Source organism: Pseudomonas sp. NPDC089422 (genome assembly GCF_044749405.1).
In the GTDB taxonomy this organism is placed as follows: Bacteria; Pseudomonadota; Gammaproteobacteria; order Pseudomonadales; family Pseudomonadaceae; genus Aquipseudomonas.
Genome location: NZ_JBIVHW010000011.1, coordinates 148,491 through 175,162, shown reverse-complemented (window position 1 = coordinate 175,162; position 26,672 = coordinate 148,491). Strand labels below are relative to the sequence as shown.

Annotated in this window: 23 protein-coding genes; 11 read left to right on the top strand and 12 right to left on the bottom strand. The window is 61.6% G+C overall.

Annotated elements, in window-relative coordinates:
* Positions 1-36 precede the first annotated feature (36 nt).
* Both oadA and ACIPZ8_RS20925 read right to left on the bottom strand, forming a co-directional pair.
* Entirely contained in the window at positions 37-1,845 is a 1,809-nt protein-coding gene (gene oadA / locus ACIPZ8_RS20930; RefSeq protein WP_400726993.1) for a sodium-extruding oxaloacetate decarboxylase subunit alpha, read from the bottom strand.
* 11 nt (positions 1,846-1,856) lie between these two features.
* Positions 1,857-3,272: an acetyl-CoA carboxylase biotin carboxylase subunit gene (locus ACIPZ8_RS20925; protein WP_027917076.1), complete on the bottom strand. Its 1,416-nt coding sequence runs from the start codon at positions 3,270-3,272 to the stop codon at positions 1,857-1,859.
* A gap of 204 nt (positions 3,273-3,476) precedes the next feature.
* On the opposite strand from ACIPZ8_RS20925, the gene ACIPZ8_RS20920 reads away from it, so the two are divergent.
* The gene (locus tag ACIPZ8_RS20920) at positions 3,477-4,424 is read left to right on the top strand and encodes a LysR family transcriptional regulator (RefSeq protein WP_400727102.1); all 948 of its coding nucleotides are present in this window, start codon (positions 3,477-3,479) and stop codon (positions 4,422-4,424) included.
* On the opposite strand, the gene ACIPZ8_RS20915 is transcribed toward ACIPZ8_RS20920, so the two are convergent.
* Entirely contained in the window at positions 4,366-4,584 is a 219-nt protein-coding gene (locus tag ACIPZ8_RS20915; protein ID WP_400726989.1) for a PA3496 family putative envelope integrity protein, read from the bottom strand. The two genes, ACIPZ8_RS20920 and ACIPZ8_RS20915, sit on opposite strands and share 59 nt — an antisense overlap.
* Before the next feature lie 111 nt (positions 4,585-4,695).
* The gene (gene hexR / locus ACIPZ8_RS20910; RefSeq protein ID WP_027917078.1) at positions 4,696-5,562 is read right to left on the bottom strand and encodes a transcriptional regulator HexR; all 867 of its coding nucleotides are present in this window, start codon (positions 5,560-5,562) and stop codon (positions 4,696-4,698) included.
* Positions 5,563-5,665: 103 nt separating this feature from the next.
* On the opposite strand from hexR, the gene zwf reads away from it, so the two are divergent.
* On the top strand, positions 5,666-7,108 hold the full coding sequence (zwf, locus tag ACIPZ8_RS20905) for a glucose-6-phosphate dehydrogenase (RefSeq protein ID WP_400726986.1): 1,443 nt from the start codon (positions 5,666-5,668) through the stop codon (positions 7,106-7,108).
* 12 nt (positions 7,109-7,120) lie between these two features.
* Here the strand turns inward: zwf and ACIPZ8_RS20900 are convergent, their stop codons facing one another.
* Entirely contained in the window at positions 7,121-9,481 is a 2,361-nt protein-coding gene (locus tag ACIPZ8_RS20900) for a putative bifunctional diguanylate cyclase/phosphodiesterase (RefSeq protein ID WP_400726984.1), read from the bottom strand.
* 235 nt (positions 9,482-9,716) lie between these two features.
* Here ACIPZ8_RS20900 and uvrD point away from each other — a divergent pair, with 235 nt between their 5' ends.
* The 3 genes from uvrD to ACIPZ8_RS20885 all read left to right on the top strand — a co-directional run bounded on the left by uvrD (position 9,717) and on the right by ACIPZ8_RS20885 (position 13,393).
* Positions 9,717-11,903, top strand: a complete 2,187-nt coding sequence (uvrD, locus tag ACIPZ8_RS20895) for a DNA helicase II (protein WP_400726982.1) — start codon at positions 9,717-9,719, stop codon at positions 11,901-11,903.
* A 110-nt stretch (positions 11,904-12,013) separates the two neighbouring features.
* Positions 12,014-12,871 carry a Tim44 domain-containing protein gene (locus ACIPZ8_RS20890; protein WP_110638879.1) on the top strand — a complete coding sequence of 286 codons (858 nt, stop codon included), beginning with the start codon at positions 12,014-12,016 and terminating at the stop codon, positions 12,869-12,871.
* Between the two features lie 114 nt (positions 12,872-12,985).
* Positions 12,986-13,393: an SMI1/KNR4 family protein gene (locus ACIPZ8_RS20885; RefSeq protein ID WP_400726979.1), complete on the top strand. Its 408-nt coding sequence runs from the start codon at positions 12,986-12,988 to the stop codon at positions 13,391-13,393.
* Positions 13,394-13,455: 62 nt separating this feature from the next.
* Here the strand turns inward: ACIPZ8_RS20885 and ACIPZ8_RS20880 are convergent, their stop codons facing one another.
* Positions 13,456-15,216, bottom strand: a complete 1,761-nt coding sequence (locus ACIPZ8_RS20880; RefSeq protein WP_400726976.1) for a cation:proton antiporter — start codon at positions 15,214-15,216, stop codon at positions 13,456-13,458.
* Between the two features lie 333 nt (positions 15,217-15,549).
* Here ACIPZ8_RS20880 and ACIPZ8_RS20875 point away from each other — a divergent pair, with 333 nt between their 5' ends.
* On the top strand, positions 15,550-16,035 hold the full coding sequence (locus ACIPZ8_RS20875; protein WP_400726973.1) for an acyl-CoA thioesterase: 486 nt from the start codon (positions 15,550-15,552) through the stop codon (positions 16,033-16,035).
* Here the strand turns inward: ACIPZ8_RS20875 and pdxY are convergent.
* Positions 16,032-16,904 (bottom strand): pyridoxal kinase PdxY, encoded by an 873-nt coding sequence (pdxY, locus tag ACIPZ8_RS20870; RefSeq protein WP_400726970.1) that lies wholly within the window; start codon positions 16,902-16,904, stop codon positions 16,032-16,034. The two genes, ACIPZ8_RS20875 and pdxY, sit on opposite strands and share 4 nt — an antisense overlap.
* 120 nt (positions 16,905-17,024) lie before the next feature.
* On the opposite strand from pdxY, the gene ACIPZ8_RS20865 reads away from it, so the two are divergent.
* Positions 17,025-17,417 carry a DUF3301 domain-containing protein gene (locus ACIPZ8_RS20865; RefSeq protein ID WP_103448416.1) on the top strand — a complete coding sequence of 131 codons (393 nt, stop codon included), beginning with the start codon at positions 17,025-17,027 and terminating at the stop codon, positions 17,415-17,417.
* 13 nt (positions 17,418-17,430) lie between these two features.
* On the opposite strand, the gene ACIPZ8_RS20860 is transcribed toward ACIPZ8_RS20865, so the two are convergent.
* Genes ACIPZ8_RS20860 through zigA form a run of 3 tightly spaced genes read right to left on the bottom strand, consistent with a single transcriptional unit; the run spans position 17,431 to position 20,273 of the window.
* On the bottom strand, positions 17,431-18,402 hold the full coding sequence (locus ACIPZ8_RS20860) for a CobW family GTP-binding protein (RefSeq protein WP_400726967.1): 972 nt from the start codon (positions 18,400-18,402) through the stop codon (positions 17,431-17,433).
* A gap of 39 nt (positions 18,403-18,441) precedes the next feature.
* Positions 18,442-19,068 carry a DUF1826 domain-containing protein gene (locus ACIPZ8_RS20855; RefSeq protein WP_400726965.1) on the bottom strand — a complete coding sequence of 209 codons (627 nt, stop codon included), beginning with the start codon at positions 19,066-19,068 and terminating at the stop codon, positions 18,442-18,444.
* Positions 19,065-20,273 carry a zinc metallochaperone GTPase ZigA gene (gene zigA / locus ACIPZ8_RS20850; protein ID WP_400726962.1) on the bottom strand — a complete coding sequence of 403 codons (1,209 nt, stop codon included), beginning with the start codon at positions 20,271-20,273 and terminating at the stop codon, positions 19,065-19,067. Before zigA ends, ACIPZ8_RS20855 begins: the two co-directional genes overlap by 4 nt.
* A gap of 112 nt (positions 20,274-20,385) precedes the next feature.
* Here zigA and ACIPZ8_RS20845 point away from each other — a divergent pair, with 112 nt between their 5' ends.
* Complete coding sequence (locus tag ACIPZ8_RS20845; RefSeq protein WP_400726959.1) at positions 20,386-20,766, top strand: glutamine synthetase; 381 nt, start codon at positions 20,386-20,388, stop codon at positions 20,764-20,766.
* Positions 20,767-20,786: 20 nt separating this feature from the next.
* Positions 20,787-21,674: a GTP cyclohydrolase FolE2 gene (gene folE2 / locus ACIPZ8_RS20840; RefSeq protein ID WP_400727100.1), complete on the top strand. Its 888-nt coding sequence runs from the start codon at positions 20,787-20,789 to the stop codon at positions 21,672-21,674.
* A 3-nt stretch (positions 21,675-21,677) separates the two neighbouring features.
* Here the strand turns inward: folE2 and ACIPZ8_RS20835 are convergent, their stop codons facing one another.
* The gene (locus ACIPZ8_RS20835; protein WP_099814980.1) at positions 21,678-22,205 is read right to left on the bottom strand and encodes a DUF3617 domain-containing protein; all 528 of its coding nucleotides are present in this window, start codon (positions 22,203-22,205) and stop codon (positions 21,678-21,680) included.
* Positions 22,206-22,335: 130 nt separating this feature from the next.
* Between ACIPZ8_RS20835 and cls the strand changes: the two genes are divergently transcribed.
* Entirely contained in the window at positions 22,336-23,775 is a 1,440-nt protein-coding gene (gene cls / locus ACIPZ8_RS20830) for a cardiolipin synthase (RefSeq protein ID WP_400726955.1), read from the top strand.
* A gap of 47 nt (positions 23,776-23,822) precedes the next feature.
* Here cls and cfaB read toward each other — a convergent pair whose 3' ends face one another.
* Entirely contained in the window at positions 23,823-25,007 is a 1,185-nt protein-coding gene (cfaB, locus tag ACIPZ8_RS20825) for a C17 cyclopropane fatty acid synthase CfaB (RefSeq protein WP_400726952.1), read from the bottom strand.
* A 206-nt stretch (positions 25,008-25,213) separates the two neighbouring features.
* Here cfaB and lpdA point away from each other — a divergent pair, with 206 nt between their 5' ends.
* Positions 25,214-26,614: a dihydrolipoyl dehydrogenase gene (gene lpdA, locus ACIPZ8_RS20820; protein ID WP_400726949.1), complete on the top strand. Its 1,401-nt coding sequence runs from the start codon at positions 25,214-25,216 to the stop codon at positions 26,612-26,614.
* Positions 26,615-26,672: the final 58 nt, after the last annotated feature.

Below are 26,672 nucleotides of genomic sequence, written 5' to 3'. Positions count from 1 at the left end.
CCCCAGAGGTTAACCGCTTGTAGATGAGGGCTTATATCAGCCCTCGATCTCGATCAGGATCTCGCCTGGTGTCACGCGATCGCCCTTGGCCACGTGGATGGCCACGACCTTGCCGGCGATGGCTGCCTGCACTTCGGTCTCCATCTTCATCGCTTCGGTGATCAGCACGGCCTGGCCGGCCTTGACCACGTCGCCTTCCTTGACCAGCACATCGACGATGTTGCCTGGCATGGTGGTGCTGACATGGCCCGGTGCGCTGGCCTGCTTGCGCTTGCTGCCGCCACCACCGACAAACTCGTTGAGCGGCTCGAACACCACTTCTTCCGGCATGCCGTCGATCGACAGATAGAAATGACGCTTGCCTTCGGCCTTGACGCCCACACCGGTGATGTCGACGCGGTAGGTTTCACCGTGAACGTCGATGACGAACTCGGTCGGTACACCTTCACCGCCATGGGACGCCACTGCACCGGCTTCAGGAATCGGCAGCAGGGCTTCCGGAGTCAGGGTGCCAGCTTCACGTTCCTCGAGGAACTTGCGGCCAATGTCCGGGAACATGGCGAAGGTCAGCACGTCTTCTTCGCAACGGGCCAGGGCGCCGATGTCGCCACGCAGCTTGGCCATCTCTGGCTTGAGCAGGTCGGCCGGGCGCACATCGATCACTTCTTCGCTACCGATCGCCTGGCGGCGCAGCTGCTCGTTGACCACGCCCGGCGCCTTGCCGTAACCGCCTTGCAGGTAAAGCTTCACCTCGTTGGTGATGGTCTTGTAGCGCTCACCGGCCAGCACGTTGAAGAACGCCTGGGTACCGACGATCTGCGAGGTCGGCGTCACCAGCGGCGGGAAGCCGAGGTCTTCACGCACGCGCGGGATCTCTGCCAGCACTTCGTTCATGCGGCTCAGCGCGCCCTGCTCCTTGAGCTGGTTGGCCAGGTTGGAAATCATCCCGCCTGGCACCTGGTTGACCTGCACGCGGGTGTCCACGGCGGTGAACTCGCTCTCGAACTGGTGGTACTTCTTGCGCACGGCGTAGAAGTACAGGCCGATTTCCTGCAGCAGCTCCAGGTCCAGGCCGGTGTCGAACTCGCTGCCCTTGAGCGCGGCGACCATCGATTCGGTACCCGGGTGGCTGGTACCCCAGGCGAAGCTGGAGATCGCCGTGTCGATGTGGTCGGCACCGTTTTCCACGGCCTTGAGCTGGCACATGGCAGCCAGGCCGGCGGTGTCGTGGGAGTGGATAAACACCGGCAGCGACTGCTCGGCCTTCAGTGCCTTGACCAGCTCACCGGCAGCGAACGGGGTCAGCAGGCCGGCCATGTCCTTGATCGCCACCGAGTCGCAACCCATGGCTTCCATCTGCTGGGCCTGCTTCACGAAGGCATCGATGGTATGCACGGGGCTGACAGTGTAGGCGATGGTGCCCTGGGCATGCTTGCCGGCAGCCTTGACCGCCTCGATCGCCACGCGCAGGTTACGCACGTCGTTCATGGCGTCGAAGATGCGGAACACGTCGATGCCGTTGACCGCAGCCTTGGCGACGAAAGCCTTGACCACGTCGTCGCTGTAGTGGCGGTAGCCCAGCAGGTTCTGGCCGCGCAGCAGCATTTGCAGACGGGTGTTGGGCAGGGCCGCACGCAGCTTGCGCAGGCGCTCCCAAGGGTCTTCTTTGAGGAAGCGCACGCAGGCGTCGAAGGTGGCGCCACCCCAGACTTCCAGCGACCAGTAGCCGACCTTGTCGAGCTTGTCGCAGATCGGCAGCATGTCTTCGGTACGCATGCGGGTAGCCAGCAGGGACTGGTGGGCGTCGCGCAGGATCGTGTCGGTTACGTGAATTTTCTTGGACATTATGGGGTTCCTCACAGGCCTGCGTGGGCGGCGATGGCGGCGGCGATGGCCAGGGCCAGCTCTTCGGGTTTGCGCTTGATCGAGTAGTTGGTCAGTTCCGGGTGGCTTTCGACGAAGCTGGTGTTGAACTGGCCGCTACGGAATTCCGGATTGCGCAGGATTTCCTGGTAGTACGCGGCAGTGGTCTTCACCCCTTGCACGCGCATGTCGTCCAAGGCCCGCAGGCCGCGGTCCATGGCTTCTTCCCAGGTCAACGCCCAGACCACCAGCTTCAGGCACATGGAGTCGTAGAACGGCGGAATGGTGTAGCCGGTGTAGATCGCCGTGTCGGTGCGCACGCCCGGGCCGCCGGGGGCGTAGTAGCGGGTGATCTTGCCGAAGCTGGGCAGGAAGTTGTTCTTCGGGTCTTCGGCGTTGATGCGGAACTGCAACGCGTAGCCACGGTGCTGGATGTCTTCCTGCTTCACCGACAGCGGCAGGCCCGAGGCAATACGGATCTGCTCGCGGACGATGTCGATACCGGTGATTTCCTCGGTGATGGTGTGTTCCACCTGCACCCGGGTGTTCATCTCCATGAAGTACACCTCGCCATCGGCGAGCAGGAACTCCACGGTACCGGCGTTCTCGTAGTTCACCGCCTTGGCCGCACGCACCGCCAGGTCGCCGATGTAGGCGCGCTGCTCAGGGGTGAGCTGTGGGCTCGGGGCGATTTCGATGAGCTTCTGGTTACGGCGCTGGATCGAGCAGTCGCGCTCGAACAGGTGCACGACGTTGCCGAAGCTGTCACCAAGGATCTGCGCCTCGATGTGCTTGGGGTTGACGATGCACTTTTCCAGGAACACTTCTGCCGAACCGAAGGCCTTGGTGGCCTCGGAAATCACCCGTGGGAAGTTCTGCTCCAGCTCTTCACGGCTGTTGCAACGGCGGATACCACGGCCGCCACCACCGGAAGTGGCCTTGAGCATCACCGGGTAGCCGATACGGTCACCTTCGCTGAGGGCTTCATGAATATCGGCGACGTTGCCTTCGGTACCCGGGGTCACCGGCACACCGGCCTGGATCATGGTGCGACGCGCTTCAGTCTTGTCGCCCATGCGGCGAATGACGTCGGCAGCCGGGCCAATGAACTTGATCCCGCGCTCGGCGCAGATCTCTGCCAGTTCGGCGTTTTCCGACAAGAAACCGTAACCTGGGTGCAGGGCATCACAGCCGGTTTCGACAGCAAGGTTGACCAGCTTGCGCGGGTTCAGGTAACCGGCCAGTGGCTCGGCACCAATGCTGTGAGCCTCGTCGGCGCGCTTGACGTGCAAGGCATGACGGTCGGCGTCGGAATAGATCGCGACAGAGCGAATGCCCATCTCGGCGCAGGCACGCACGATCCGAACTGCGATTTCACCCCGGTTGGCGATCAGGATTTTTTTTATCACTGGAGTCTTCCCAAAGCCGTAGGAACAGACGATCCGGTTCTACCGGTCGGCGCGTGACCAGAGGTTGCTGGCCAGTCGCACATTCACCCTAGCGCTGTGGGTCGATAAACAAAAATCAATATTTGTTAGAGGCTGTATTAGCAAAAGCTTATAGTTCGGTAACAAGGTATTGCCGAAGAGCCGATAAAAATGCGTAAGTCCTTGATGCGTATGACATTGCGTCAATTGCAGATCTTCAACGAGGTGTGCGATTTGCGCTCGTACAGCCGTGCGGCTGAGGAGATGGCGCTGACGCAACCCGCCGTTAGTCTACAGATCCGCCAGCTCGAAGAGCTGATCGGCCAGCCACTGTTCGAGTATGTCGGCAAGAAGCTTTACCTGACCGAAGCCGCCGAAGCGCTGCAGCGGGCCAGCCGCGACATCTTCGGGCGCCTGGAAAGCCTCGACATGCAGCTGTCGGACATGCAGGGCTCACTGCAAGGGCAGCTGAAACTGGCCATCGAGTCCAGTGCCAAGTACTTCGTGCCACACCTGTTCGCCGCCTTCAAGCAACGTCACCCGGAGGTCAACCTGACCTTGACCGTGGTCAACCGGGCCCAGGCGATCCGCCGGCTTTCCGACAACCGCGACGACCTGATCATCATGTCGATGGTGCCGCAGGACATGGGCCTGGAGTTTCTGCCGTTTCTCAACAACCCGATCATTGCGGTGGCCCCGCCGGAACACCCGCTGTGCAAACTCGAACACCTGCGCCTGCAGGACCTGGAGCCTCATACCCTGCTGGTCCGCGAGCAGGGTTCGGGAACGCGCAAGGCCTGCGAGGAGTACTTCAAGGACAAGCGCGTGCACTTCACCCAGACGCTGGAGGTCGCTTCGGCCGATGCCCAGCGCGAATGCGTGATTGCCGGCCTGGGTATTGCCTTGCTGACCCGCCATGCCGTGAACCTCGAGCTGGCAACGGGGGTGCTCCGGGAGCTGCCGGTGGAGGAGCTGCCACTGTACCGCAGCTGGTGCGTTGTGCAGGCCAAGGCCAAACGACAGTCGCCGGTGGCCTTGGCCTTTCTGGCGTTCATCCGCAGCGAACGTGCATTGATCAGCGCGCTTGTTGAGCGTTTTTCGGGGAAGTTGCCGCCGACGCCTGCCATACCGTGAGCGCTTGCAGCTCGGGGTAGTCGACCAGATCGCGGAGCAGTTGACGCTGGTCGCAATAGCTCTCGATCGCGCGGCGGTATTCCATGCGGCGCTGATCCTTTTCCTGCTGCTTGCGAGCCTTGGCGCTGGGTTGGTACGTACCGTCGAAGTCACGAGCCATTGCCTGTCTCCCAGATAGGATGCGGGAGTTTCAGACTGGCCTTGAGGGTTTACGGTTTGGCTGTGGAATGGTGACAGAATCGTGAAATTTGGCAGCCTGATCTGGCTTCCCTCAGTCGTCGGTAGCCTTGATCGACTTGGGCGACAAGCGCAGGCTGCGCAAGCTGCGCTTTACGCTCTTGAGGTGATTGACCAGGCTCGGCCCACGGGCCATGGCCACGCCCATGGCCAGCACGTCGATCACCACCAGGTGAGCGATACGCGAGGTCAGCGGGGTATAGATCTCGGTGTCTTCATGCACGTCGATCGCCAGGTTGACCGTCGACAGCTCCGCCAGCGGCGTCGCGCTCGGGCACAGGGTGATCAGGTTGGCACCGCTTTCACGCACCAGGTTGGCGGTGATCAGCAGGTCCTTTGAACGCCCCGACTGGGAAATGCACACCGCCACGTCACCCGGTTTCAGCGTCACCGCCGACATGGCCTGCATGTGCGGGTCGGAGTAGGCCGCAGCGCTGAGCAACAGACGGAAGAACTTGTGCTGGGCGTCGGCGGCTACCGCGCCGGATGCACCAAAACCATAGAACTCCACGCGTTGCGCCTGAGCCATGGCACTCACGGCCTGCTGCAGGGCCTGCGGGTCCAGGTGCTCGCGCACTTCCATCAGCGTGTGCAGGGTGGTGTCGAAAATTTTCAGGCTGTAGTCGGCGACCGAGTCGTCTTCATGAATCGCGAACTGGCCGAAGCTGGCACCGGCCGCCAGGCTTTGCGCCAGCTTGAGCTTGAGGTCCTGGAAGCCCGAACAACCGATCGCCCGGCAGAAACGCACAATGGTCGGCTCGCTGATACCCACGCTGTGTGCCAGGTCAGCCATGGAGCTGTGCATCACGGCGGCCGGGTCGAGCAGCACGTGGTCGGCCACTTTGAGTTCCGATTTGCGCAGCAGGTGGCGCGATTGGGCGATATGTTGCAACAGATTCACGGGCTGGACTCGGTTATGATCGGCTGGCCGGGATGTAGCTTTCTTGTAGTTATACTACATGGACGCCAACCCGCCCAGTTAAACGAACGTGGAGAGTGGTGGTTTGACTATTCCTTGCGACATTCTGGTGTTCGGTGGCACCGGTGATCTGGCCCTGCACAAACTGCTGCCAGCGCTCTATCACCTGTATCGCGAGGCGCGCCTGAACAATGCGGTGCGCATCATTGCCCTCGCCCGTCGCCACATAAGCCGTAACGAATACCTCAAGCTCGCCGAACGCCATTGCCGGGCGCAGATCGCCCGCCACGATTTCGACGAGGATGTGTGGCAACGCTTTTCCGCGCGCCTCGACTACTTCCCCATGGATGCCGCGCAAAGCGCCGATTTCGGCCGCCTGGCGCGCTACCTCGGCGAGCCTGGAGGGCTGACCCGCATCTACTACCTGGCCACTGCGCCCAACCTCTTCGTACCGATCGCCAACCATCTGCGTATTGCCGGGCTGGCCGACAGCGAAGCGCGCATCGTGCTGGAGAAACCGATCGGTCACTCGCTGGCATCCGCCACCGCCATCAACGAAGCGATCGGCGCGGTGTTCGATGAATCGCAGGTGTTTCGCATCGACCACTACCTCGGCAAGGAAACCGTGCAGAACCTGATGGCCCTGCGCTTCGCCAATGCCCTGCTGGAACCGGTGTGGCGCAACGGCCAGGTCGACCATGTGCAGATCAGCGTCTGCGAAACCCTCGGCGTGGAAAACCGCGGCGGTTACTACGACCGCGCCGGGGCGACCCGCGACATGCTGCAGAATCACCTGCTGCAGCTGCTGTGCCTGGTGGCCATGGAACCGCCTGCGCAATTCGAGGCCGAAGCCGTACGCGACGAGAAAGTGAAGATTCTGCGCGCCCTCAAGCCCATTACCGGCCAGGACGTGCAGGACAAGACCGTGCGTGGCCAGTACGGTGCCGGCCATATCGGCGGCCAGGAAGTGCCGGCCTACTACTTCGAGAAGGACGTCGACAACGACACCGACACCGAAACCTTCGTCGCCGTGCACGCCCACATCGACAACTGGCGCTGGGCCGGCGTGCCCTTCTACCTGCGCACCGGCAAGCGCATGGCGCGGCGCTCGTCGCAAATCGTCATCCAGTTCAAACCGGTACCCCACGAGCTGTTCAGCGGTGGCCAGGTCAACCAGTTGCTGATCCAGCTGCAGCCCGAAGAGCGCATCAGCCTGCGCATGATGACCAAGAGCCCCGGCAAGGGCATGCGCCTGGAGCCCGTCGACCTGGACCTCAACCTTGCCCAGGTTTTTGGCCAGACCCGCCGCTGGGACGCCTACGAACGCCTGCTGCTGGACATCCTGGAGGGCGATTCGACGCTGTTCATGCGCCGCGACGAAGTGGAGGCCGCCTGGGCCTGGATCGACCCGATCATCGAGGGTTGGCAAGAGCACTTCCAGGCGCCCCGCCACTATGCTGCCGGCAACAATGGTCCGGAACAGGCCACCAGCCTGCTGGCCAGGCATGGCAGGCACTGGCATGGCTGAGGGTTGGTGCGCTCAATGCCCCCACGGGCGGGCAATCATCTGCCTGAACTCAGGCTCCGGGACGGGCCTGCTGATCAGGTAACCCTGGGCCTCGTCACATGCCTGCTCACGCAGGAACGCCAGTTGTTCTGCCGTTTCCACCCCCTCCGCCACCACTTTCAGGCCCAGGCTCCTGGACATCGTGATGATCGCCTGGGTAATGGCCGCATCCTGGCTACCCTCGTGCAAACCACGAATGAACGCCTGGTCGATCTTCACGTAGTCCACCGGCAAACGCTTGAGGTAGCTCAACGACGAATAACCGGTGCCAAAATCGTCGATGGCCAGTTTCACCCCCAGTAGGTGCAGCTGCTCGAAAGTCGAGATGATGTGTTCGACGCTGTCCAGCAACTGGCTTTCGGTAAGCTCCAGCTCCAGCAGATGCGGGGCCAACCCGGTTTCCTCGAGTACCTGGCGCACCAGGCTGACCAGCTTGCCCTGGCGCAGCTGGTAGACCGACAGGTTGACCGAAACCCGCACCTCCAGCCCTTGCCGAAGCCATTCGCGCGCCTGCCTGCAGGCATGGCGGAGCACGAACTCACCAATAGGGGCGATCAGCCCGGTTTCTTCCGCCAGGCCGATGAATTCCCCCGGCGGCACCATGCCCCACTGTGGATGCTGCCAGCGCACCAGTGCCTCTGCGGCATGCAAGCGCCCACTGAGCAGGCACAGCTTGGGCTGGTAATAGACCATCAGTTGTTCTTCTTCGATGGCCTTGCGTAGCTGGTTCTCCAGCTGCAGGCGCTCAAGGGTACTGGCGCGCAGGCTCTCGGTATAGAACTGGAAGTTGTCACCCCCCAGGTGCTTGGCATGCTGCTTGGCCATGTCGGCCTGGCTGATCAGGGCATCGGCATCGAGTGTGGCATCGGACAGCACACTGATACCCACCGAAGCGCTGACCACGACCTCATGCCCATCGAGCCGTTGCGGCTTGCGCAACTTGTTCAACAAGCGGGTGGTGACCCGAACCAGGCTCGACAGGCTGCTGTAGCCATCGAACAGCACGGCAAACTCATCGCCGGAAAGCCGCGCCACGGTATCCGCCTCGGGAACGGTGCTGACAATGCGCCGGGCAATCTTGTGAATCAGCTGATCGGCCAGTTCATGGCCCAGGCTTTCGTTGAGCAGCTTGAAACGGTCCAGATCGACATGCAGCAATGCCAGGCTTCGGCCGTTGCTGCGCACACGTTGCGCCGCTTCCTGCAGGCGCAGCCGGAACAGAGTACGGTTGGCCAACCCGCTCAGTTCATCGTAGTGCGCCAGGTAGCGCAGGCGCTCCTCGGATGCCCGGCCGGCCGACAGGTCGGTGAAGAAGCCAACCACCTGGCTCAAGTGGCCTTGAGTGTCGCGCACAGCCGTCAGCTGCAACCGTTGCGGGTGCAACTCGCCGTGCTTGCGTGCCTCTACCAGCTCACCCTGCCAGCCGCCTTGCTGTGCCAGCGCCGACTCGATGGCCTGGCTGTGCCGGCGCGCATCGCTGTGGCATGGCAGGTCGAACAGCTCACGCGCCAGCAGCTCGGAGCGGTGGAGTCCGGTCATCTGGCAGTAAGCCTGGTTCACTGCCAGCACCACAAAATCGGCACTGAGAATCGCCACACCCTCATTGCAGGCTTCGAACACCGTGGCAGCAAGGCGCTGCTGCTCTTCGAGCACCTTCTGCGCCGAAACCCGTTGCAGGTCCTGGTTCAACGCCTGGTTCTGGAAACGCCGCAGCAGGCTGCGGTCGAGCAGCCGGTTGACCTGCCAGGCCACCACCAGCAGCGCGGCCAGCAGTATCAGGCCAAGCCAGCCCCAACCGCGCTGCTGCCCCGCCTCGAAGTAGAACAGGCACAGGATGGGTGGCAACAGGCAGGGCAAGGCAAAGCTGAGGAAGGCCGGCAGGCTGACTGCATAGGCAATGCTCGCACTCAAGGTGGCCATCCCCAGCAACCCGAACACCCAGGCCTGCTGCACGAAGTTGTCTTCCGGCACCAGCGCGACCGCGGCACAGGCCAAGGTCAGGCCGCTGAATGCCGAACCGAACAGGAACATGCGCCGCCAGCCGGGGTTGGCCTGGCGTTGCGCCGTGGCTGCGTCGAACGCCGCCACCTGGATCACCCGAAGGGTCACCAGCGCGAGCAGCCACACCAGCCACACGCCCACCAGCAGATAGCGCCCAGGGGTCCACCACAGCCAGGCGCACAGCAGGCCGTTGAGCAGCATGAACAATGTGGGTAACAGAGAGCCTTGATACAGCAGACGGGTTCGCTCGACTGAGAGCTGGGTGGCGAACTGCCTGCGCACGTTCCTTGTCATCTCCAGCGATACTCCGATCGCCGTGCAGTCCTGGGTCATAGCGCTGGTTCTTGTAGTGTTCTTGTTATGGTTGGCACTAAACGAGCTGCGATCTTACACAAACGACAGACTTGACCAAACTGCTGCCGGGCATCTTTCACCAAGCCACGCGGGTGCAGACACTGGTATAGCTGATATGTCGCGGCAACCAGAACCCGATGAGCGACCGCTCAAGAGGTGAATATTTATACAGTAGCCGTTTGCCCGTTGCCCGGCCTGCCCCTAGAATGGCCGGATGCACACAGATGACCTCTCCCTCCTGCTGAATTCCCTCAACGATGCCCAACGCCAGGCCGTCGCGGCCACGCTTGGTCGTCAGCTGGTGCTTGCTGGCGCCGGTTCCGGTAAAACCCGCGTGCTGGTGCACCGTATCGCCTGGCTGATCCAGGTCGAGCAGGCGTCGCCGCACTCGATCCTGTCGGTGACCTTCACCAACAAGGCTGCTGCCGAAATGCGCCAGCGGATCGAGCAGTTGCTGGGTATCAACCCGGCCGGCATGTGGGTAGGCACCTTCCACGGCCTGGCGCACCGCCTGCTGCGGGCGCACTGGCAGGAAGCACGCCTGGTGCAGAACTTCCAGATCCTCGACAGCGATGACCAGCAGCGGCTGATCAAGCGCGTCATGCGCGAACTCGGCCTGGACGAGCAGAAATGGCCGGCGCGCCAGGCGCAATGGTTCATCAATGGGCAAAAGGACGAGGGCCTGCGCCCGCAACATATCCAGGCCAGCGGCGACCTGTTCCTGCAGACCATGCGTGATGTCTACAGCGCCTACGAACAGGCCTGTGAGCGCGCCGGGGTCATCGACTTCTCCGAGTTGCTGCTGCGCGCCCTCGACCTGTGGCGTGACCACCCTGGCCTGCTGGAACACTACCAGCGGCGCTTCCGCCACCTGCTGGTGGACGAATTCCAGGACACCAACGCCGTGCAGTACGCCTGGCTGCGTCTGCTGGCGGGCAAGAATGGCGGCAGCCTGATGGCGGTGGGTGACGACGACCAGTCGATCTACGGCTGGCGCGGTGCCAAGATCGAGAACATTCATCAGTACACAGCCGACTTCCCCGACGCCGAGATGATCCGCCTGGAGCAGAACTACCGCTCCACCGGCGGCATCCTCAAGGCCGCGAACGCGCTGATCGCCAACAACAGCGGGCGCCTGGGCAAGGAACTGTGGACCGACATGGGCGAAGGCGAGCCGCTGACGCTGTACGCCGCCTATAACGAACACGATGAAGCGCGCTATGTGGTCGAGACCATCGAGAGCCTGATCAAGCAAGGCAACGCGCGCAGCGACATCGCCATCCTGTATCGCTCCAACGCCCAGTCACGTGTGCTGGAAGAAGCCCTGCTGCGCGAACGCATCCCCTACCGCATCTACGGCGGTCAGCGCTTCTTCGAACGCGCCGAAATCAAGAACGCCATGGCTTACCTGCGGCTGATCGAAGGCCGCGGCAACGATGCGGCGCTGGAACGGGTGATCAATGTGCCGCCACGCGGGATCGGCGAAAAAACCGTCGAAGCCATCCGCGAGCATGCCCGCCACAGCCAGCTGTCGATGTGGGAGGCCATGTGCCAGCTGCTGGCCGCCAAGGCGCTGAAAGGCCGCGCCGCTTCTGCCCTGGGTGCCTTCATCGAGTTGATCGAGGGCCTGGCCAGCAAGGTCGCGGACATGCCGCTGCACACCATGACCCAGACGGCCATCGAGCAGTCCGGTCTGATCATCTATCACCAGGAAGAAAAGGGTGAAAAGGGCCAGGCACGGGTAGAAAACCTTGAGGAACTGGTCAGCGCCGCACGCAACTTCGAAACCAGCGAAGACGACGCCGACCTGTCGCCGCTGTCGGCCTTCCTTGGCCATGCCTCGCTGGAAGCAGGCGATGCCCAGGCGGACGAGCACGAAGACAGCATCCAGCTGATGACCCTGCACAGCGCCAAGGGCCTGGAATTCCCCTACGTGTTCCTGGTTGGCATGGAAGAAGGCCTGTTCCCACACAAGATGAGCCTGGAAGAACCCGGCCGCCTGGAAGAAGAACGTCGCCTGGCCTACGTGGGCATTACCCGTGCCATGCGCCAGCTGATCATGACCTATGCCGAAACCCGCCGCCTCTATGGCAGCGAGACGTACAACAAGGTGTCCCGTTTCGTACGCGAGATTCCGAGCGGCCTGGTTCAGGAAGTACGCCTTTCCAACAGTGTCAGCCGACCGTTCGGCGGCTCGACGAGCACGAGCAGCAACCTGTTTGCCAATGCGGCCATTCCGCAGACCGCCTTCAGCCTGGGGCAGCGCGTACAGCACGCGGTGTTTGGCGAAGGGGTGATCCTCAACTTCGAGGGTTCCGGTGCCCAGGCGCGGGTGCAGGTGAACTTTGCCGAAGGCAGCAAATGGCTCATGCTGGGGTACGCCAAGCTCGAGGCTATCTAAAGGCCTCGAAACATTCAGGCAAAAGCTGGAAACATCTTGTCGCTGGTCATGTGCATGGGAACCTGTGCACCATGGCGCGCGTGCAATCCACAACAGGGGAAATCCCATTTATGCAACGTTTTCTTAGCATCGCACTGGCGCTCTGCGTCGGCCTGACGCTGAGCCTGGACGCCAACGCCAAGCGTTTCGGCGGTGGCAAGAGCTCGGGCGCCGCGCCTATCCACCAGACCCGCCAGGCAACGCCAACCACGCCTGCCGCCGCGCCGACCGCTCCAGGCCGCGCCCCGGCCGCCGCCAGCGGTGCTTCGCGCTGGCTGGGCCCACTGGCCGGCCTCGCCGCCGGTGGCCTGCTGGCTTCCATGTTCATGGGTGACGGCTTCCAGGGCATGCAGATCATGGACTTCCTGATCATGGGCCTGATCGCCTTCCTGGTGTTCCGCTTCATTGCCGCGCGTCGTCGCCAGCAGCAGCCGCAAATGGCCGCTCCGGGCCACGCACCGTTCCAGCGTGAAGCCCATGGCCAGCAGCCTGCCCAGCCGTCGATCTTCGGTGGTTCGGCCGCCCCTGCCGCCGCAGCCGCTCCAGTGATCAACGCGCCGGCCTGGTTCAACGAGCAGAGCTTCCTGGCCGCGGCCCGCAGCCACTTCCAGTCGCTGCAGCAGCACTGGGATGCCAACGAAATGGACAAGATCGCCGAGTTCGTCACCCCGCAGATGCTCGAGTTCCTCAAGCGCGAGCGTGCCGACCTGGGTGATGGCTTCCAGTCCACCTACATCGATGACCTCGATGTGCAACTGGACGGTGTCGACGATCGCGCCGACCGCACTGACGCCACCCTGACCTTCCGTGGCGTGTCGAAGACCTCGCGCTTCGACCAGGGCGAAGCCTTCAGCGAAAGCTGGCACATGGTTCGCGCCCAGGGCGAGAACCAGCCTTGGCTGGTCGCCGGTATCCGTCAAAACGGTTAACCGTCGCACGTTGCACAAAAAACCCCGGGCCTGTCCCGGGGTTTTTGCTTTTGCCAGAGCGGGCTACTAGGGTATAACGCGCAGCGTTGTCATCAAGGTCAGAGGATGTAAACCGTGGAAGAAGTGATCGAACAACTCCGTGAAGCCAATGAACCCGTGCCGGTGCCGCTGGAGCTTCCCGATGAGGACCAACTGGTCGAAATCGAGGAACAGCTGTTCATCAACATTCCGTTCGTGTTCAAGGAGTTCCTGCTGACTGTCAGTGACGTGGTGTACGGCTCGCTGGAGCCGGTGACCTGTACTGACCCGCAGTCTCACACCTACTTGCCCGACGTCGCTGCCAAAGCCTGGGACGCCGGTGTTCCGCGCGACCTGATCCCGCTGTGCGAGGACGGCAACAATTACTACTGCGTCGAAGAAGATGGCACTGTGGTGCTGTGGGATGGCGACGAAGAAGCGATCGGCGAGGAAAGCTGGGAATCGGTGTGGCATTGGGCACGGGATGTGTGGCTGGAAAGCTGACATCACGACCCGCGCAATCTTTGCAGGAGCGGCCTTGCTGCCGCTCCTGCGCAAGCGAACCCTCAGTGCGAGTGGTCTCGGCTGTTCTCCAGCGTCTCCAGCAAGGCAATCTGCATCCGCGAATGCACGCGGATGAACCAGCGCCACAGCAACGCCACCACCACCGCCGCAACCACTGCGATCACCAGCAACAGCTCACTGGTCGGCAGGATGCTCGCCGACAATGCCGACAGCAGCAGAAAGATCACCAGCAGCGACAGCAGCGGAATGACCTCGGCAACCACGCGACGCACGCGCTGGGTATGCCGCCCGGCCATTTCCGGCTTCACCCCCATCTCCGCCAACAGCATCGACAGAGCCTTGAGCTTGCGATAAGCGGCAATCAGGAACGGTAGCGACAGCAGTAGCGCCGCGCCCCAGATCAGCGCCTTCTGCTGACTGACATCCGTCACCCACTCATTGAGCCAAATGCCGATGCGCCCGGCGAAATAACCGCCACTGAAGAAGATCGCGATCACCAGTGCCAGGTTGACGCCCACCTGCAGCAGAATGCGCCGGATCATCGCCGCCAGCATGGCGCTTTCACCTTGCGGCTGAATGTTGCGCAACCATTCCCCATACAGTGACAGCACCCGCGCCAGGCGCCGTGGCACGACGTTGCCGAGCTTCAGTGACAGTGGGTCGGCGGCGCGGATCAGGTAAGGCGTCAGCAGCGTGGTAATGGCCGAAACCGCCACCGCCACCGGGTAAAGGAAGTCGCTGGTGACTTGCAGGGTCATCCCCAGGGCCGCGATGATGAAGGAGAATTCGCCAATCTGCGAAAGCCCCATGCCCACCCGCAGCGAGGTTCGCCCATCGTTGCCGGCAATGAATGCGCCCATGCCGCACGACAGCATCTTGCCCAGCACCACTGCCACGGTAATGACCACGATCGGCCAGGCATAGTCGACCAGCACCTGTGGGTCGATCATCAGGCCGATGGCGACGAAGAAGATCGCGCTGAACAGGTCGCGCACCGGCTCGATCAGGCGTTCGATCTTCAGCAGCTGGCGTGACTCGGCCATGATCGCACCGATCAGGAAGGCCCCCAGCACCATGCTGTATTCCAGCTTGACCACCAACAGGCAGAAACCGAAGCACAGGCCCAGCACGGTAATCAGCAACATCTCGTTGCTTTCGAATTTTGCCACGTAGGCCAATAGTCGCGGCACCAGCAGAATGCCGATGACCAGCGCGACGATCATGAACAACGACAGCTTGCCGATCGTCGAAAACACCTCGCCGGAGCTGACCGCGCCACTGACGGCAATGCCCGACAGCAAGGCGATGATACCGATGCCGAGGATGTCCTCGACGATCAGCACGCCAAAGATCAGCTGGGCGAAGCGCTCGTTCTTCATCTTCAGGTCGTTCAGCGCCTTGACGATGATGGTGGTCGAGGAGATCGCCAGGATCGCACCAAGGAACAGCGAGTCCATGGTGTTCCAGCCAAACCAGCGGCCGATCTCGAAACCGATCCAGATCATCAGGACGATTTCCAGGAACGCCGCGATGAATGCCGTGGCGCCGACCTTGAACAGCTTGCGCAGGCTGAACTCCAGCCCCAGGCAGAACATCAGGAAAATGACCCCCAGCTCGGCCAGGGTCTTGATCGTGTCTTCATCGTGGATGAGGCCGAACGGCGGCGTATGCGGGCCGATGATGAAGCCGGCGACGATGTAGCCCAGGACCACGGGCTGCTTGAGGCGATGAAAGAGAATCGTCACCACACCGGCGACCAGCATGATCACTGCCAGGTCCTGGATGAAGCTGATGGCATGCATGGCGCGATACTCCTTTTCGACGTCGCTGGGTGCCCGGGCAGACCGCTCCTCTGCCAAGGCAAAGCCGAGCGAGCAGCAAGTACATACTGTATTGAATGCAGAAACGCCCACGTTGCATGGGCGTACTCAGGTTAACATCGCACCCCGCCGCAAAAAGCCGGTGCAATATGTAGAAACAGATCGGCCAATCAGCCGCCTCTGATGACGTAATTGGCGTGACGAGGGAGCGTCCGGCAACGTCCCGTAATTCAGGAAGGCAAACCTTCTAGAGGGGAAACAGAAGTGTCAGCAGATACCCGCCCCGATTCAGCGCAATCTCACCGTGAGCACACTATGGAACCTGGAAACGCCGAGCTGAGCATGACCGTCCTGATGACCCCGGACATGGCCAACTTTTCTGGCAACGTACACGGCGGCACCCTGCTCAAGTACCTCGACGAAGTGGCCTATGCCTGTGCCAGCCGCTATGCCGGCAGCTATGTGGTGACCTTGTCGGTCGACCAGGTGATCTTCCGCGAGCCGGTGCACGTCGGCGAGCTGGTGACCTTCCTCGCCTCGGTCAACTACACCGGCAACACCTCGATGGAAGTGGGTATCAAGGTCGTGACCGAGAACATCCGCGAGCGCTCGGTGCGCCATTCCAACAGCTGCTTCTTCACCATGGTCGCAGTCGATGACAACCGCCGCCCGGTGCCGGTGCCGCCTCGCCAGCCGCACACCAGCGAAGAGAAGCGCCGCTTCCTGCAGGGCCAGCAGCGCCGTCAGATTCGCCAGGAACTGGAAAAGCGCTACCAGGACCTGAAAACCGACTCGATCTAGTAAGCCAGGCGCTGCGCCTCGAAGCGCACGCGCGGGTGGGCGATGCGATCCTGGGCCCGCACCAGCTGCAGTTCGTAGCTGGTGCAGGCCTGGGTTTCCAGCAACACCTCATGCACGGCCGCCGCAGAGAATTCAAAGGCCTGCAGCCAGCTGTCGCCCAGCAGCACCCGGGCCAGGAACAACCCCGCAGTCAGGTCACCCACGCCAACCGGTTGCTGCGGGAAGGCCAGCAGGGGGCGACGCAGGTGCCAGCTTTCTTCGCGGGTCACCAGCAACATCTCGAACATGTCCTCGGCACGACCCGGATACGACAGGTGCTTGACCAGCACCACTTGCGGGCCGCGCTCGAGCAGGCTACGCGCCATGCTTGCGCAGTCCTCGAGCGATTGCGCTCGACGGCCGCAAAAGCTGTCCAGTTCCAGCTGATTGGGGCAAAGGATATCCGCCTGGGTCGCGGCTTCATCGAGCAGAAACTCGCTGACCTCCTGCGCAACGATGCAGCCCTTCTCCGCATGGCCCATGACGGGGTCGCACAGGTACAGCGCCTTAGGGTTTACCGCCTTGATGCGTTCGACGCCGGCGAGGATCGCCCGCCCCTGTTCGGCACTGCCCAAGTAGCCGGAAAGCACCGCGTCGCAGTGGCCCAGTTCGCCGATGTTGGAAATACCTTCCACCAACGCAGGAATTTGCGCCGGCGCGAGCACTTCACCCGCCCACTGGCCATACTGAGTGTGATTGGAAAACTGTACTGTATTGAGGGGCCAGACATTGACCCCGATACGCTGCATGGGGAACACCGCAGCGCTGTTGCCAGCGTGGCCGAACACCACGTGGGACTGGATGGCGAGCAGATGCGGGGTACGTTTCATGCGGGAGGGTTCCAAAGCTGTTTCAAGGATTGTGCAGCGCGCAGTATGGACTCGATTGCCACCTGTACGACAGGCCAGGGACGCAGTTAAGCTGGTTCGACTTGTTTGGAGCATACGTAAATGTTGACCCTGGAGAATCTCTTCGTCCTGATGTTGTTGGCCACGGCAGGCGCTTGGTTATGGCACAACCATGGGCTGCGCGAGAAGGCCCTGGAGCGGGTCAAACAGCATTGCGCAAAGCTCGACCTGGAGCTGCTGGATGACGCCGTTGCGCTCAAACGCATCGCGTTCATCCGCGATGCCAACGGCAGGAAGCGACTGGCCCGGGTCTATGCCTTCGAGTTCACCGTGACCGGGGAACAACGCCACCCTGGTACCGTGACCCAGTTCGGCGCTCACAGCGCACAGATCGAACTGGCACCCTACCCGTTCGAGATCAAGACGCCGCCACGGGCTGACAATGTGATCGAGATGCAGCAGTGGCGCCAGGAGCACAATCGCTGGCGCAACTGAACCCTGGCCGCTCCTACAAGATTACGCATTTAGCCAGAGCAGCTTGTAGCAGCTGCTCTGGCTGCGCCTGCTCGAAGATCAGCTCGATGCGCGAATCCTTGCGCCAGTCACTCGGTTGCCATTGCGGCAAGTTTCCCTCCAGCCCATTGAATGACTGCCACCCCTCTGCACTGTGGATAACTCCCTTGGCGCGCCGCCATGGCCAGGCCGCAAGAAATGCCTGCAAGTGCTGTGGATCAAATCGCTGACCGGGGTGCCAGCGCCAGCCGATACTCCAACCCCCCTCACCTTCCTGAGCCGAACAAATCGGCAGAGAAGGATCTATCCACAGGGCTGAAGGGGCTGTGGACAGACTTGCTCCGGGCAAATTATTCACAGAACTGTCACTGATTTGACTTGTGGATGAAACAGGCAGCATTTCGAGCTCGACCAACCCCTGCTGGGTCCAAAGCTTGTGGATATTTAAAAACTCTTTATTTATCAACAACTTGACATCTTCATCCACAGCGTCGGCCTTGTTCAGAAGAACCAGCGCTGCCGCTTGCAAGGCCTGTTGTTGAGCCTCCGGTAATGGCTCACCTCGGGCCAGTGCCTGAGCATCCAGCACCATCACCAACGGCTGCACCGCCAGCACCCCAACCCAGGGTGCCTGCTGCAACTGGTTCAGCAACTGCACGGGATGACCAAGCCCGGAAGGCTCGATGAACAACCGGTCGGGCCGAGCTTTGCGCAGCAGGCGGCCAAGCCCGACCTGGAACGGTGTGCCGTTCACGCAGCACAGGCAGCCCCCGGCTACCTCGCCAATGGCAATGCCGTCGTCGTCACGGCTGAGCAACGCCGCATCGAGCCCGACCAGGCCAAACTCGTTGACCAGCACGGCCCAGCGTTCGCCTGCCGGGCGCTGGGCCATCAGCTGGCGGATCAGGCTGGTCTTGCCGGCCCCCAAGGGACCGGCAATGACGTGGGTGGGAATGTTCTGCAGCATGTCAGGACTTCTATGCGGAATTCACCCCACTATGCCCCGTCATGCCAGCCAGTCAAGGCTGAGCAACAACCGCCGCTGTTCACTGGCTGGCGAGCGGTGGATAAGTCCCGCGCCTTCGTTGCCCAGCCATTTTTCCCCTTTGAGGACAGCCACCTCACCCGCCTGCAAGGTGCGAATGTTATCCACAGGTGCCGCCGCTAGATGCAGACCGACCCGCTCTACTGCGCCTTCCTCCAGCCATTCGCTGCCAGGGCCGACGTAGGTGGTGAGCAAGCGCAAGGGTACGTTATCCACATGGAAGCGCGGGCACATGGCACCTTGCAGCACCCGCAACCGCAGCCCCACCCGCCGTGCGCCGAGCAGGCAGGTGTAGGCTGATACCAGCCACTTCACATCGGCGACAAAGCCCTCGTAGCCCTGCAGGTCGGCAGCCTCCTGCAGCAAGCCAGGCAATAGCGGCGGCTCGTGCTCGCTCACATCGAGTACGCGCTGGTCAGCCAGGGACTGGCCGAGGCTCACCGCCAAGGCAGCAAAGTCTTCCACCTGTGCTGGCAAGCGGCGCTGCCAGACGGCCAGGTTCACGCCATCCTGGAAGATCTCGGTGAGCACCTTTGGCGATTCGGCAAAGGCCTGGCGGATATCCACAGGCTGCAACGCCGGGTTCATGCTGCTTCCTCGGCATGCCAGGGGCCGAAAGGATCCGACAGGCGAAGCCAGGCCATCGGCCCAAGCACCATTTCCTCATCGCTCAGCAGGCAGGCATCCAGTTCTGTGGATAACTGCGTGAAGTCGATGTTCTGCCCGATGAATACCAGCTCCTGGCGGCAGTCACCGGTTTCGGCGTGCCAGTGCTTGAGAATGTCTGCTGTGCTCTGCTCATCCTGCGGCCAATGCTCGCGTGGAACAAAACGCCACCAACGCCCGGCCAGACCATGGCGCATCATGCCACCAGCCTGCGACCAGCTGCCGGCTTCCTGGAATTTGCTGGCCAGCCAGAAAAAGCCCTTGGAGCGCAGCAGCCGACCATTGCTCCAGGTGTTGTGGATAAAGTCGAAGAAACGTTGTGGGTGCAGTGGCCGGCGGGCTTCCCAGGTGCTCGCCGCAATGCCGTATTCCTCGGTTTCCGGTAGGTGCGCGCCGCGCAACTCCTGCAGCCAACCTGGTGCCTGGGCGGCCTGGTCGAAGTCGAACAGCCCAGTATCGAGAATCCGCGCCAGCGGCACCTGGCCCATGACCATCGGCATGATCTGCGCGCGAGCATTGAGGCTGCGCAAAATGGCTGTGAGTTCTTCGCGCTCGTGCTGGCTGATCAGGTCGATCTTGCTGAGCAAGAGCACATCGGCGAACTCGACCTGTTCGATCAACAAGTCACTGATGGAACGCTCATCGTCTTCACCCAGCGTCTCGCCACGGCTGGCCAGGCTATCGGCTTCCTGATAATCGCGCAGGAAGTTCAGGCCATCGACCACGGTGACCATGGTGTCCAGGCGCGCCATGTCGGACAGGCTACGGCCTTGCTCATCGCGGAAGGTGAACGTCTCGGCGACCGGGAGCGGCTCCGAGATACCGGTGGACTCGATCAGCAAATAGTCAAAACGGCCTTCATCGGCCAGTCGCGCGACTTCTTCCAGCAAGTCTTCACGCAGGGTGCAGCAGATGCAGCCGTTGCTCATCTCTACCAGTTTTTCTTCGGCGCGGTTGAGGCTGACGTTGCGCTGCACTTCACTGGCGTCGATGTTGATTTCACTCATGTCGTTGACGATCACCGCGACCCGAAGGTTATCGCGGTTACGCAGCACATGGTTGAGCAAGGTGCTCTTGCCGGCGCCGAGGAAGCCGGAAAGCACGGTGACAGGGAGGCGATTGGACATGGTGAAACCCCTTCAGGCGGACGCACTCGAAACGATGCATTGCACAATGTTATAAAGTAACAATACAATTTCGCCAAGCCGTACTCGTCGCAAGCGTACTTCGGAGATGGAAATGAGCCTGTCACGTGCAGCCCTGTTGCTGCTGCTTCTTACGCCTATGCCTGCCTTGGCATTGGCGCAGGGCAACTCGCTGGCGTTATGCACCCGTAGTGCAACACTGCTCGCCTGCCAGGACGGCAACGGTAGTTATTACAGCGTGCGCACCGAGGGCAGCCATTACTACCTGCGCGGTTTCGACTCAGCGACACGCCGGCTTTGGTCGCAGACCAACAGCCGTTACGGCACGCTGACGTTTTTCACCGGCCTGGCCAGCGATGGTGAAGCCTGGTTCGGTTACAGCCGACGTGTCGGCTGGACCACGTTGAATCGCGTGTCCAGCTCCAGCGGCCAACGGTTCAACTTGCATTGCAGCCTGGTCGGCGGATGTCGCTGACCCCTTTGCCTGGTACCCCCATGACTAGCCTGAAGCTTCCGGACATTGCCACACAGACCCACGCACACGCCGTCCCGCTGGATTGGGTCGGCATGTGCGGTATCGCCTTACCCATCTCGTTCGATGGCCGTCAGGTGCCGGCCATGGCCGATGCCGGTGTCAGCCTGGTGGATGGCACTTCGCGGGGCATTCATATGTCTCGCCTCTACCTCGCACTGGAATCGCTTGAACAGCAGCCATTGTCGCCCTTGGCCATTCGACGTCTTCTGGCAGACTTTCTCGCCAGTCACGAAGGGCTTTCCAACGCGGCTTATCTCAAGCTGGCTTTCGAGCACCTGCTGAAACGACCCGCCTTGGTCAGCCCACTCGCTGGCTGGAAGCGCTATCCGATCACCCTCGACGCGAAGATAGAAAATGAAATGTTCCACGTGGAACTATCAGTTCGTGTGCCTTACTCCTCAACCTGCCCCTGCTCGGCTGCGCTGGCAAGGCAACTGATTCAACAACAGTTCGAGGCTGACTTCGCTGGGCCGCACCTGGAGCGCAGTGCGGTACTGGAATGGTTGGCCAGCAGCCAGGGTATCGTCGCAACGCCGCATAGCCAGCGCAGCCAGGCATTGATCAGCGTGCGCCTGCAAGACAACCTGGCGTCGTTACCCATAACCGAACTGATCGACCGGATTGAGGCCAGCCTGGGTACGGCTGTGCAGACCGCGGTAAAGCGTGCAGACGAGCAGGCGTTCGCCTTGGCCAATGGGCAGAACCTGATGTTCTGTGAGGATGCCGCCCGGCGACTGCACCAGTCGCTACGGCAGTTGGAATGGGCGACCGCCTTCAAGCTGCGCGTGGAACATGCAGAGAGCCTGCATGCCCACGATGCGGTAGCCAGCAGCCAATGGAGGTGGTGAAACTCAGGTACGCGGTTTGACTGTTCCACAGTCGTTGCCGAGCCATACGGCCCGGGTGTTCATGCTGCCCTGCTGCTGAACGCCCGAGGCATTGAAGGTGCCGTTGACCTGCGTGGTGAATTCCTTGTCGCTGAGGAAAGTCGCCTGGCCAGTACCCTGGGCTTTCGGGCAGCTGAACTGGAACTTCCAGACATTGCCGGTGCGGTCGGTAATTTTCTGGGTGCAGCCCGACTTCGGATCCTGCAGCGGAATATCGTTGGTCTGCACCTGCTCGCGCGTCAGGCACGAACGCACCCCATTGCCGCCAATGGTGACGCCCTGCTTGGCCAGCACCCCTTCCATCATGGCCCGCTGTTCCGGCGGCAGGTTCTTCAACTGCCCGAGCATGAACTGCATATCGGGTAACGGCTTGCCATCGACCTGCATGTTGCTGGTAGTCAGCTCCCACAAACCAGGTTGCAACATCTGCGCATTCACCAGTGGGCTGCTCAGGCCCAAGGCCAAAGCCAACAGTGGCAGACGAATCTTCATGTACGAACGCTCCTCGAAAAGCCGGCCAACGGGCCGGGCTCAGCCTTAGACGCCAAATCCGCTTTCAGGTTGCAAGCCGGACGTGGAACGTGTTCTGTTATCCGCAGTGTATTCGGCAAGCAGGATGCGTATGGATTACCACAGCCCCTACTTTTTCGGCTACGTGCTCGGCCTGCTCCATTTGCTAGGCATGATCGCCGCATTGCATGCAGTGTTCACCGTGCGTACCGCCCAGGGCGCCATCGCCTGGGCCATGTCGCTGTTCTTCATTCCTTACTTCACGCTGATTCCCTACCTGATCTTTGGTGCGCGATCCTTCTACGCCTACATCCAGGCACGACGCCAGGCCAACCAGGAAATGCATGTGGCCATGGCCAACCTCAACTGGCGGCCGTGGGTTGAAGAAGCACTCACCGCCAGGCAATCGGAAAGCTACGCGGCCTTGCGTGCCATGCCGAAACTCGGACGAATGCCTTGCCTGGCCAATAACCAAGTGAAGCTGCTGATCAATGGCAAAGCCACTTTTGACGCGATCTTCGCCGCCATCGAGCAGGCACGCGAAGCGGTTCTCGTGCAGTTTTTCATCATCCACGACGACACCCTTGGCAAAACCCTGCAGCAGTTGTTGTTGCGCAAGGCGGCCGAGGGGGTGAAGGTGTTCGTGCTGTATGACCGTGTCGGCAGCCATGCCCTGCCCGCCAGCTACAGCCAGGTGCTGCGTGATGGTGGTGTGCAGATCCATGCCTTCGCCACCCGCCGCGGATGGTTCAACCGCTTCCAGGTCAACTTCCGCAACCACCGCAAGATCGTCGTGGTCGATGGCCTGCTCGGCTTCATCGGTGGGCATAACGTAGGGGACGAGTACCTCGGCAAGAACCCACACCTTTCACCTTGGCGCGATACCCATGTGCAGATCAGTGGCCCGGTGCTGGCTTGCCTGCAGGAGTCGTTTGCCGAAGACTGGTACTGGGCCACACGCCAGCTGCCACCTTTGATCCTGCCGGACACCTACCCCGACAACGGCGTGCTCTGCCAAGCCCTGGCCAGTGGCCCGGCAGACCCGCAGGAAACCTGTTCGCTGTTCTTCATTGAAGCCATCCACTCGGCGAGCAAACGGGTATGGATCACCAGCCCATACTTCATTCCGGATGAAGCGGTGTTCGCCGCCTTGCGCCTGGCGGTGCTGCGCGGAGTGGATGTGCGCGTGCTGATTCCGTCTCGGCCCGATCACAAGATCGTCTATGCGGCCTCCAGCCTGTTCGCGTTCGAAGCGGTACGTGCCGGGGTGAGGATGTTCCGTTATCAGCCTGGTTTCCTGCACCAGAAGGTGGTGCTGGTGGATGACGAGGTCAGCGCAATCGGCAGCGCCAACCTGGACAACCGCTCGTTCCGGCTCAATTTCGAAATCACCTTGCTGACGGTGGACCGCCCGTTCGCCGACCAGGTGGAGGCGATGCTGCAGGACGACTTCGAGCAGGCCCGCGAGATCACCGCCGAAGACAGCCGCGATACCCATCGTGTCCAGCAGCTGGGGATGCGCATTGCGCGACTGATTTCACCCATCCTCTGAATGAAGAAAGGGCCGCTTGTGCGGCCCTTTCTTCATTCACAGCATGATCAGCGATAAAGGTCGTCCCGTGTCCACGGCAGATCATGGTGGCCATCGGCATATGGTTTCACGGCCAGAATCTGATGCAGGTTGATCCAGCCCTTCTGGAAGGCGTAGGCACAGCCGGCCAGGTACAAGCGCCAGATGCGCAGGGTCTTCTCTGGCACCAACGCCGCTGCCTTGTGCAACTGGTTCTCGAGGTTCTCGCTCCAGTGATGCAGCGTCTTGGCGTAGTGCAGGCGCAGGCTTTCCACGTCCACCACTTCCAACCCCGCCTCACAGATGTTCGCGCTGATCATCGACAGGTGCGGCAGCTCACCATTGGGGAACACGTAACGGTCGATGAACTCACCTGCCCCGCGCCCGACCGGTCGGCCATCGATGTGCTTGGCAGTGATGCCATGGTTCATCACCACGCCACCTTCCCTCACTGCACCGAACAGCTTCTGGCAATACAGCGCCAGGTTGGCGTGCCCGACGTGCTCGAACATGCCAACGCTGACAACTTTATCGAAGCGGCCGTCCTGCGGCAGGTCACGGTAGTCGAGAATCTGCAGGTCGACCTTGTCGGCCAGGCCCTCGGCCTTTACTCGCGCGCGCCCAAGCTTGAGCTGCTCTTTGCTCAGGGTGATACCGAATACCTTGGCGCCATATTCGCGCGCGGCGAAACGCGACAGCCCGCCCCAGCCACAGCCCACATCGAGCAGGTAGTCGCCGGCATCCAGGCGCAGCTTGCGGCACAGGTGATCGAACTTGTCCTGTTGAGCCTGATCCAGGGTGTTGTCCGGCTCGCGGAAATAGGCACAGGAATAGGCCATGTCCTGGTCGAGCCAGAGTTGATAGAAGGCATTGGAGACATCGTAGTGGTAGGAAATAGCCTTGGCGTCTGTGCGCTTGTCATGGGACAGGCGCTCTGGCGGGGTGTCATCCTCGTCAATCAGCAGCGCTTCGCTGAGCTCGTCGCACACGCGGATGGCTTCACCGATATCACCTTCCAGTTCCAGCTTGCCCTCCACGAATGCAGTGCCCAGCTGGTCCAGACTTGGGTGGGTCAGCTGGCTGATCAGCTGTGGTTCCTTGACCAGGATGGTGACCTGTGGACTTGGGCCCAGATCGAACTGGTTACCGTCCCACAGTTTCAGCCGCAGCGGCAGATGCAGGCTTTGCAGTGCCGGTGGAAGTTGAGCAAGCATGAACACTCCTCCTATCCCTAAAGGCACGACGCCTGAAATTTCGAACGTCGCCGGATCAGAGTAGTTCATTCGTAGGAGCTTTCCTCTAACCGAGACCAAGGTCTAGAACCAACTGATCTGATGAAAGCAACGGATTGTATACAATCTGCGCTTCTCAGCTTAACCTTATGCCCCTCTCGCGCTTCCTCATCTGGAGTACAAAACCCATGAAATCCTATGACGTGGTGATCATTGGCGGCGGCCCTGGCGGCTATAACGCAGCAATCCGCGCCGGCCAACTGGGCCTGAGCGTCGCCTGCGTGGAAGGCCGTTCGACCCTCGGTGGCACCTGCCTCAACGTCGGCTGCATGCCGTCCAAGGCATTGCTGCACGCCTCCGAGCTTTACGAAGCGGCCAGCGGCGACGAGTTCGCCCACCTTGGCATCGAAGTGAAGCCGACGCTCAACCTCGCCCAGATGATGAAACAGAAGGACGAGAGCGTGACCGGCCTGACCAAGGGCATCGAGTACCTGTTCCGCAAGAACAAAGTTGACTGGGTGAAGGGCTGGGGCCGCCTGGATGGCGTCGGCAAGGTCATCGTCAAGGCCGAAGATGGCAGCGAGACCGCACTGCAGGCCAAGGACATCGTTATCGCCACTGGCTCCGAGCCCACTCCCCTGCCCGGCGTGACCATCGACAACCAGCGCATCATCGATTCCACCGGTGCCCTGGCCCTGCCGCAGGTGCCCAAGCATCTGGTGGTGATCGGCGCGGGCGTCATCGGCCTGGAACTGGGCTCGGTCTGGCGCCGCCTGGGTGCACAGGTCACCGTCATCGAGTACCTCAACCGCATCTGCCCGGGCACCGATGAAGAAACCGCCAAGACCCTGCAAAAAGCCCTGGCCAAGCAAGGCATGGCCTTCAAGCTCGGTAGCAAGGTCACCCAGGCGAAGACTGAAGCCGACGGTGTCAGCCTGACCCTGGAGCCGGCTGCCGGCGGTGCCGCCGAAACCCTGCAGGCCGACTACGTACTGGTCGCCATCGGCCGGCGTCCTTACACCAAGGGCCTGAACCTTGAGAGCGTAGGACTGGAAACCGACAAGCGCGGCATGCTGAGCAACGAGCACCACCGTACCTCAGTCCCCGGTGTGTGGGTGATCGGCGACGTCACCTCCGGCCCGATGCTGGCGCACAAGGCTGAAGATGAAGCGGTCGCCTGCATCGAGCGCATCGCCGGCAAGCCCCATGAAGTGAACTACAACCTGATCCCCGGCGTGATCTACACCCGTCCGGAACTGGCTACCGTCGGCAAGACCGAAGAACAACTGAAGGCCGAAGGCCGCGCCTACAAGGTCGGCAAGTTCCCCTTCACCGCCAACAGCCGCGCAAAGATCAACCACGAGACCGAAGGCTTCGCCAAGGTCATCGCCGACGCCAACACCGATGAGGTACTTGGCGTGCACCTGGTCGGCCCGAGCGTCAGCGAGATGATTGGCGAGTTCTGCGTGGCCATGGAGTTCGCCGCCTCGGCTGAAGACATCGCCCTGATCTGCCACCCGCACCCGACCCGCTCCGAAGCCCTGCGCCAGGCCGCGATGAACGTGCACGGCATGGCCATGCAGATCTGACCCATCTGGCTCCGCCGGTTTTTTCGAAATACCATTGATGCACGCTTTCGATCAAACC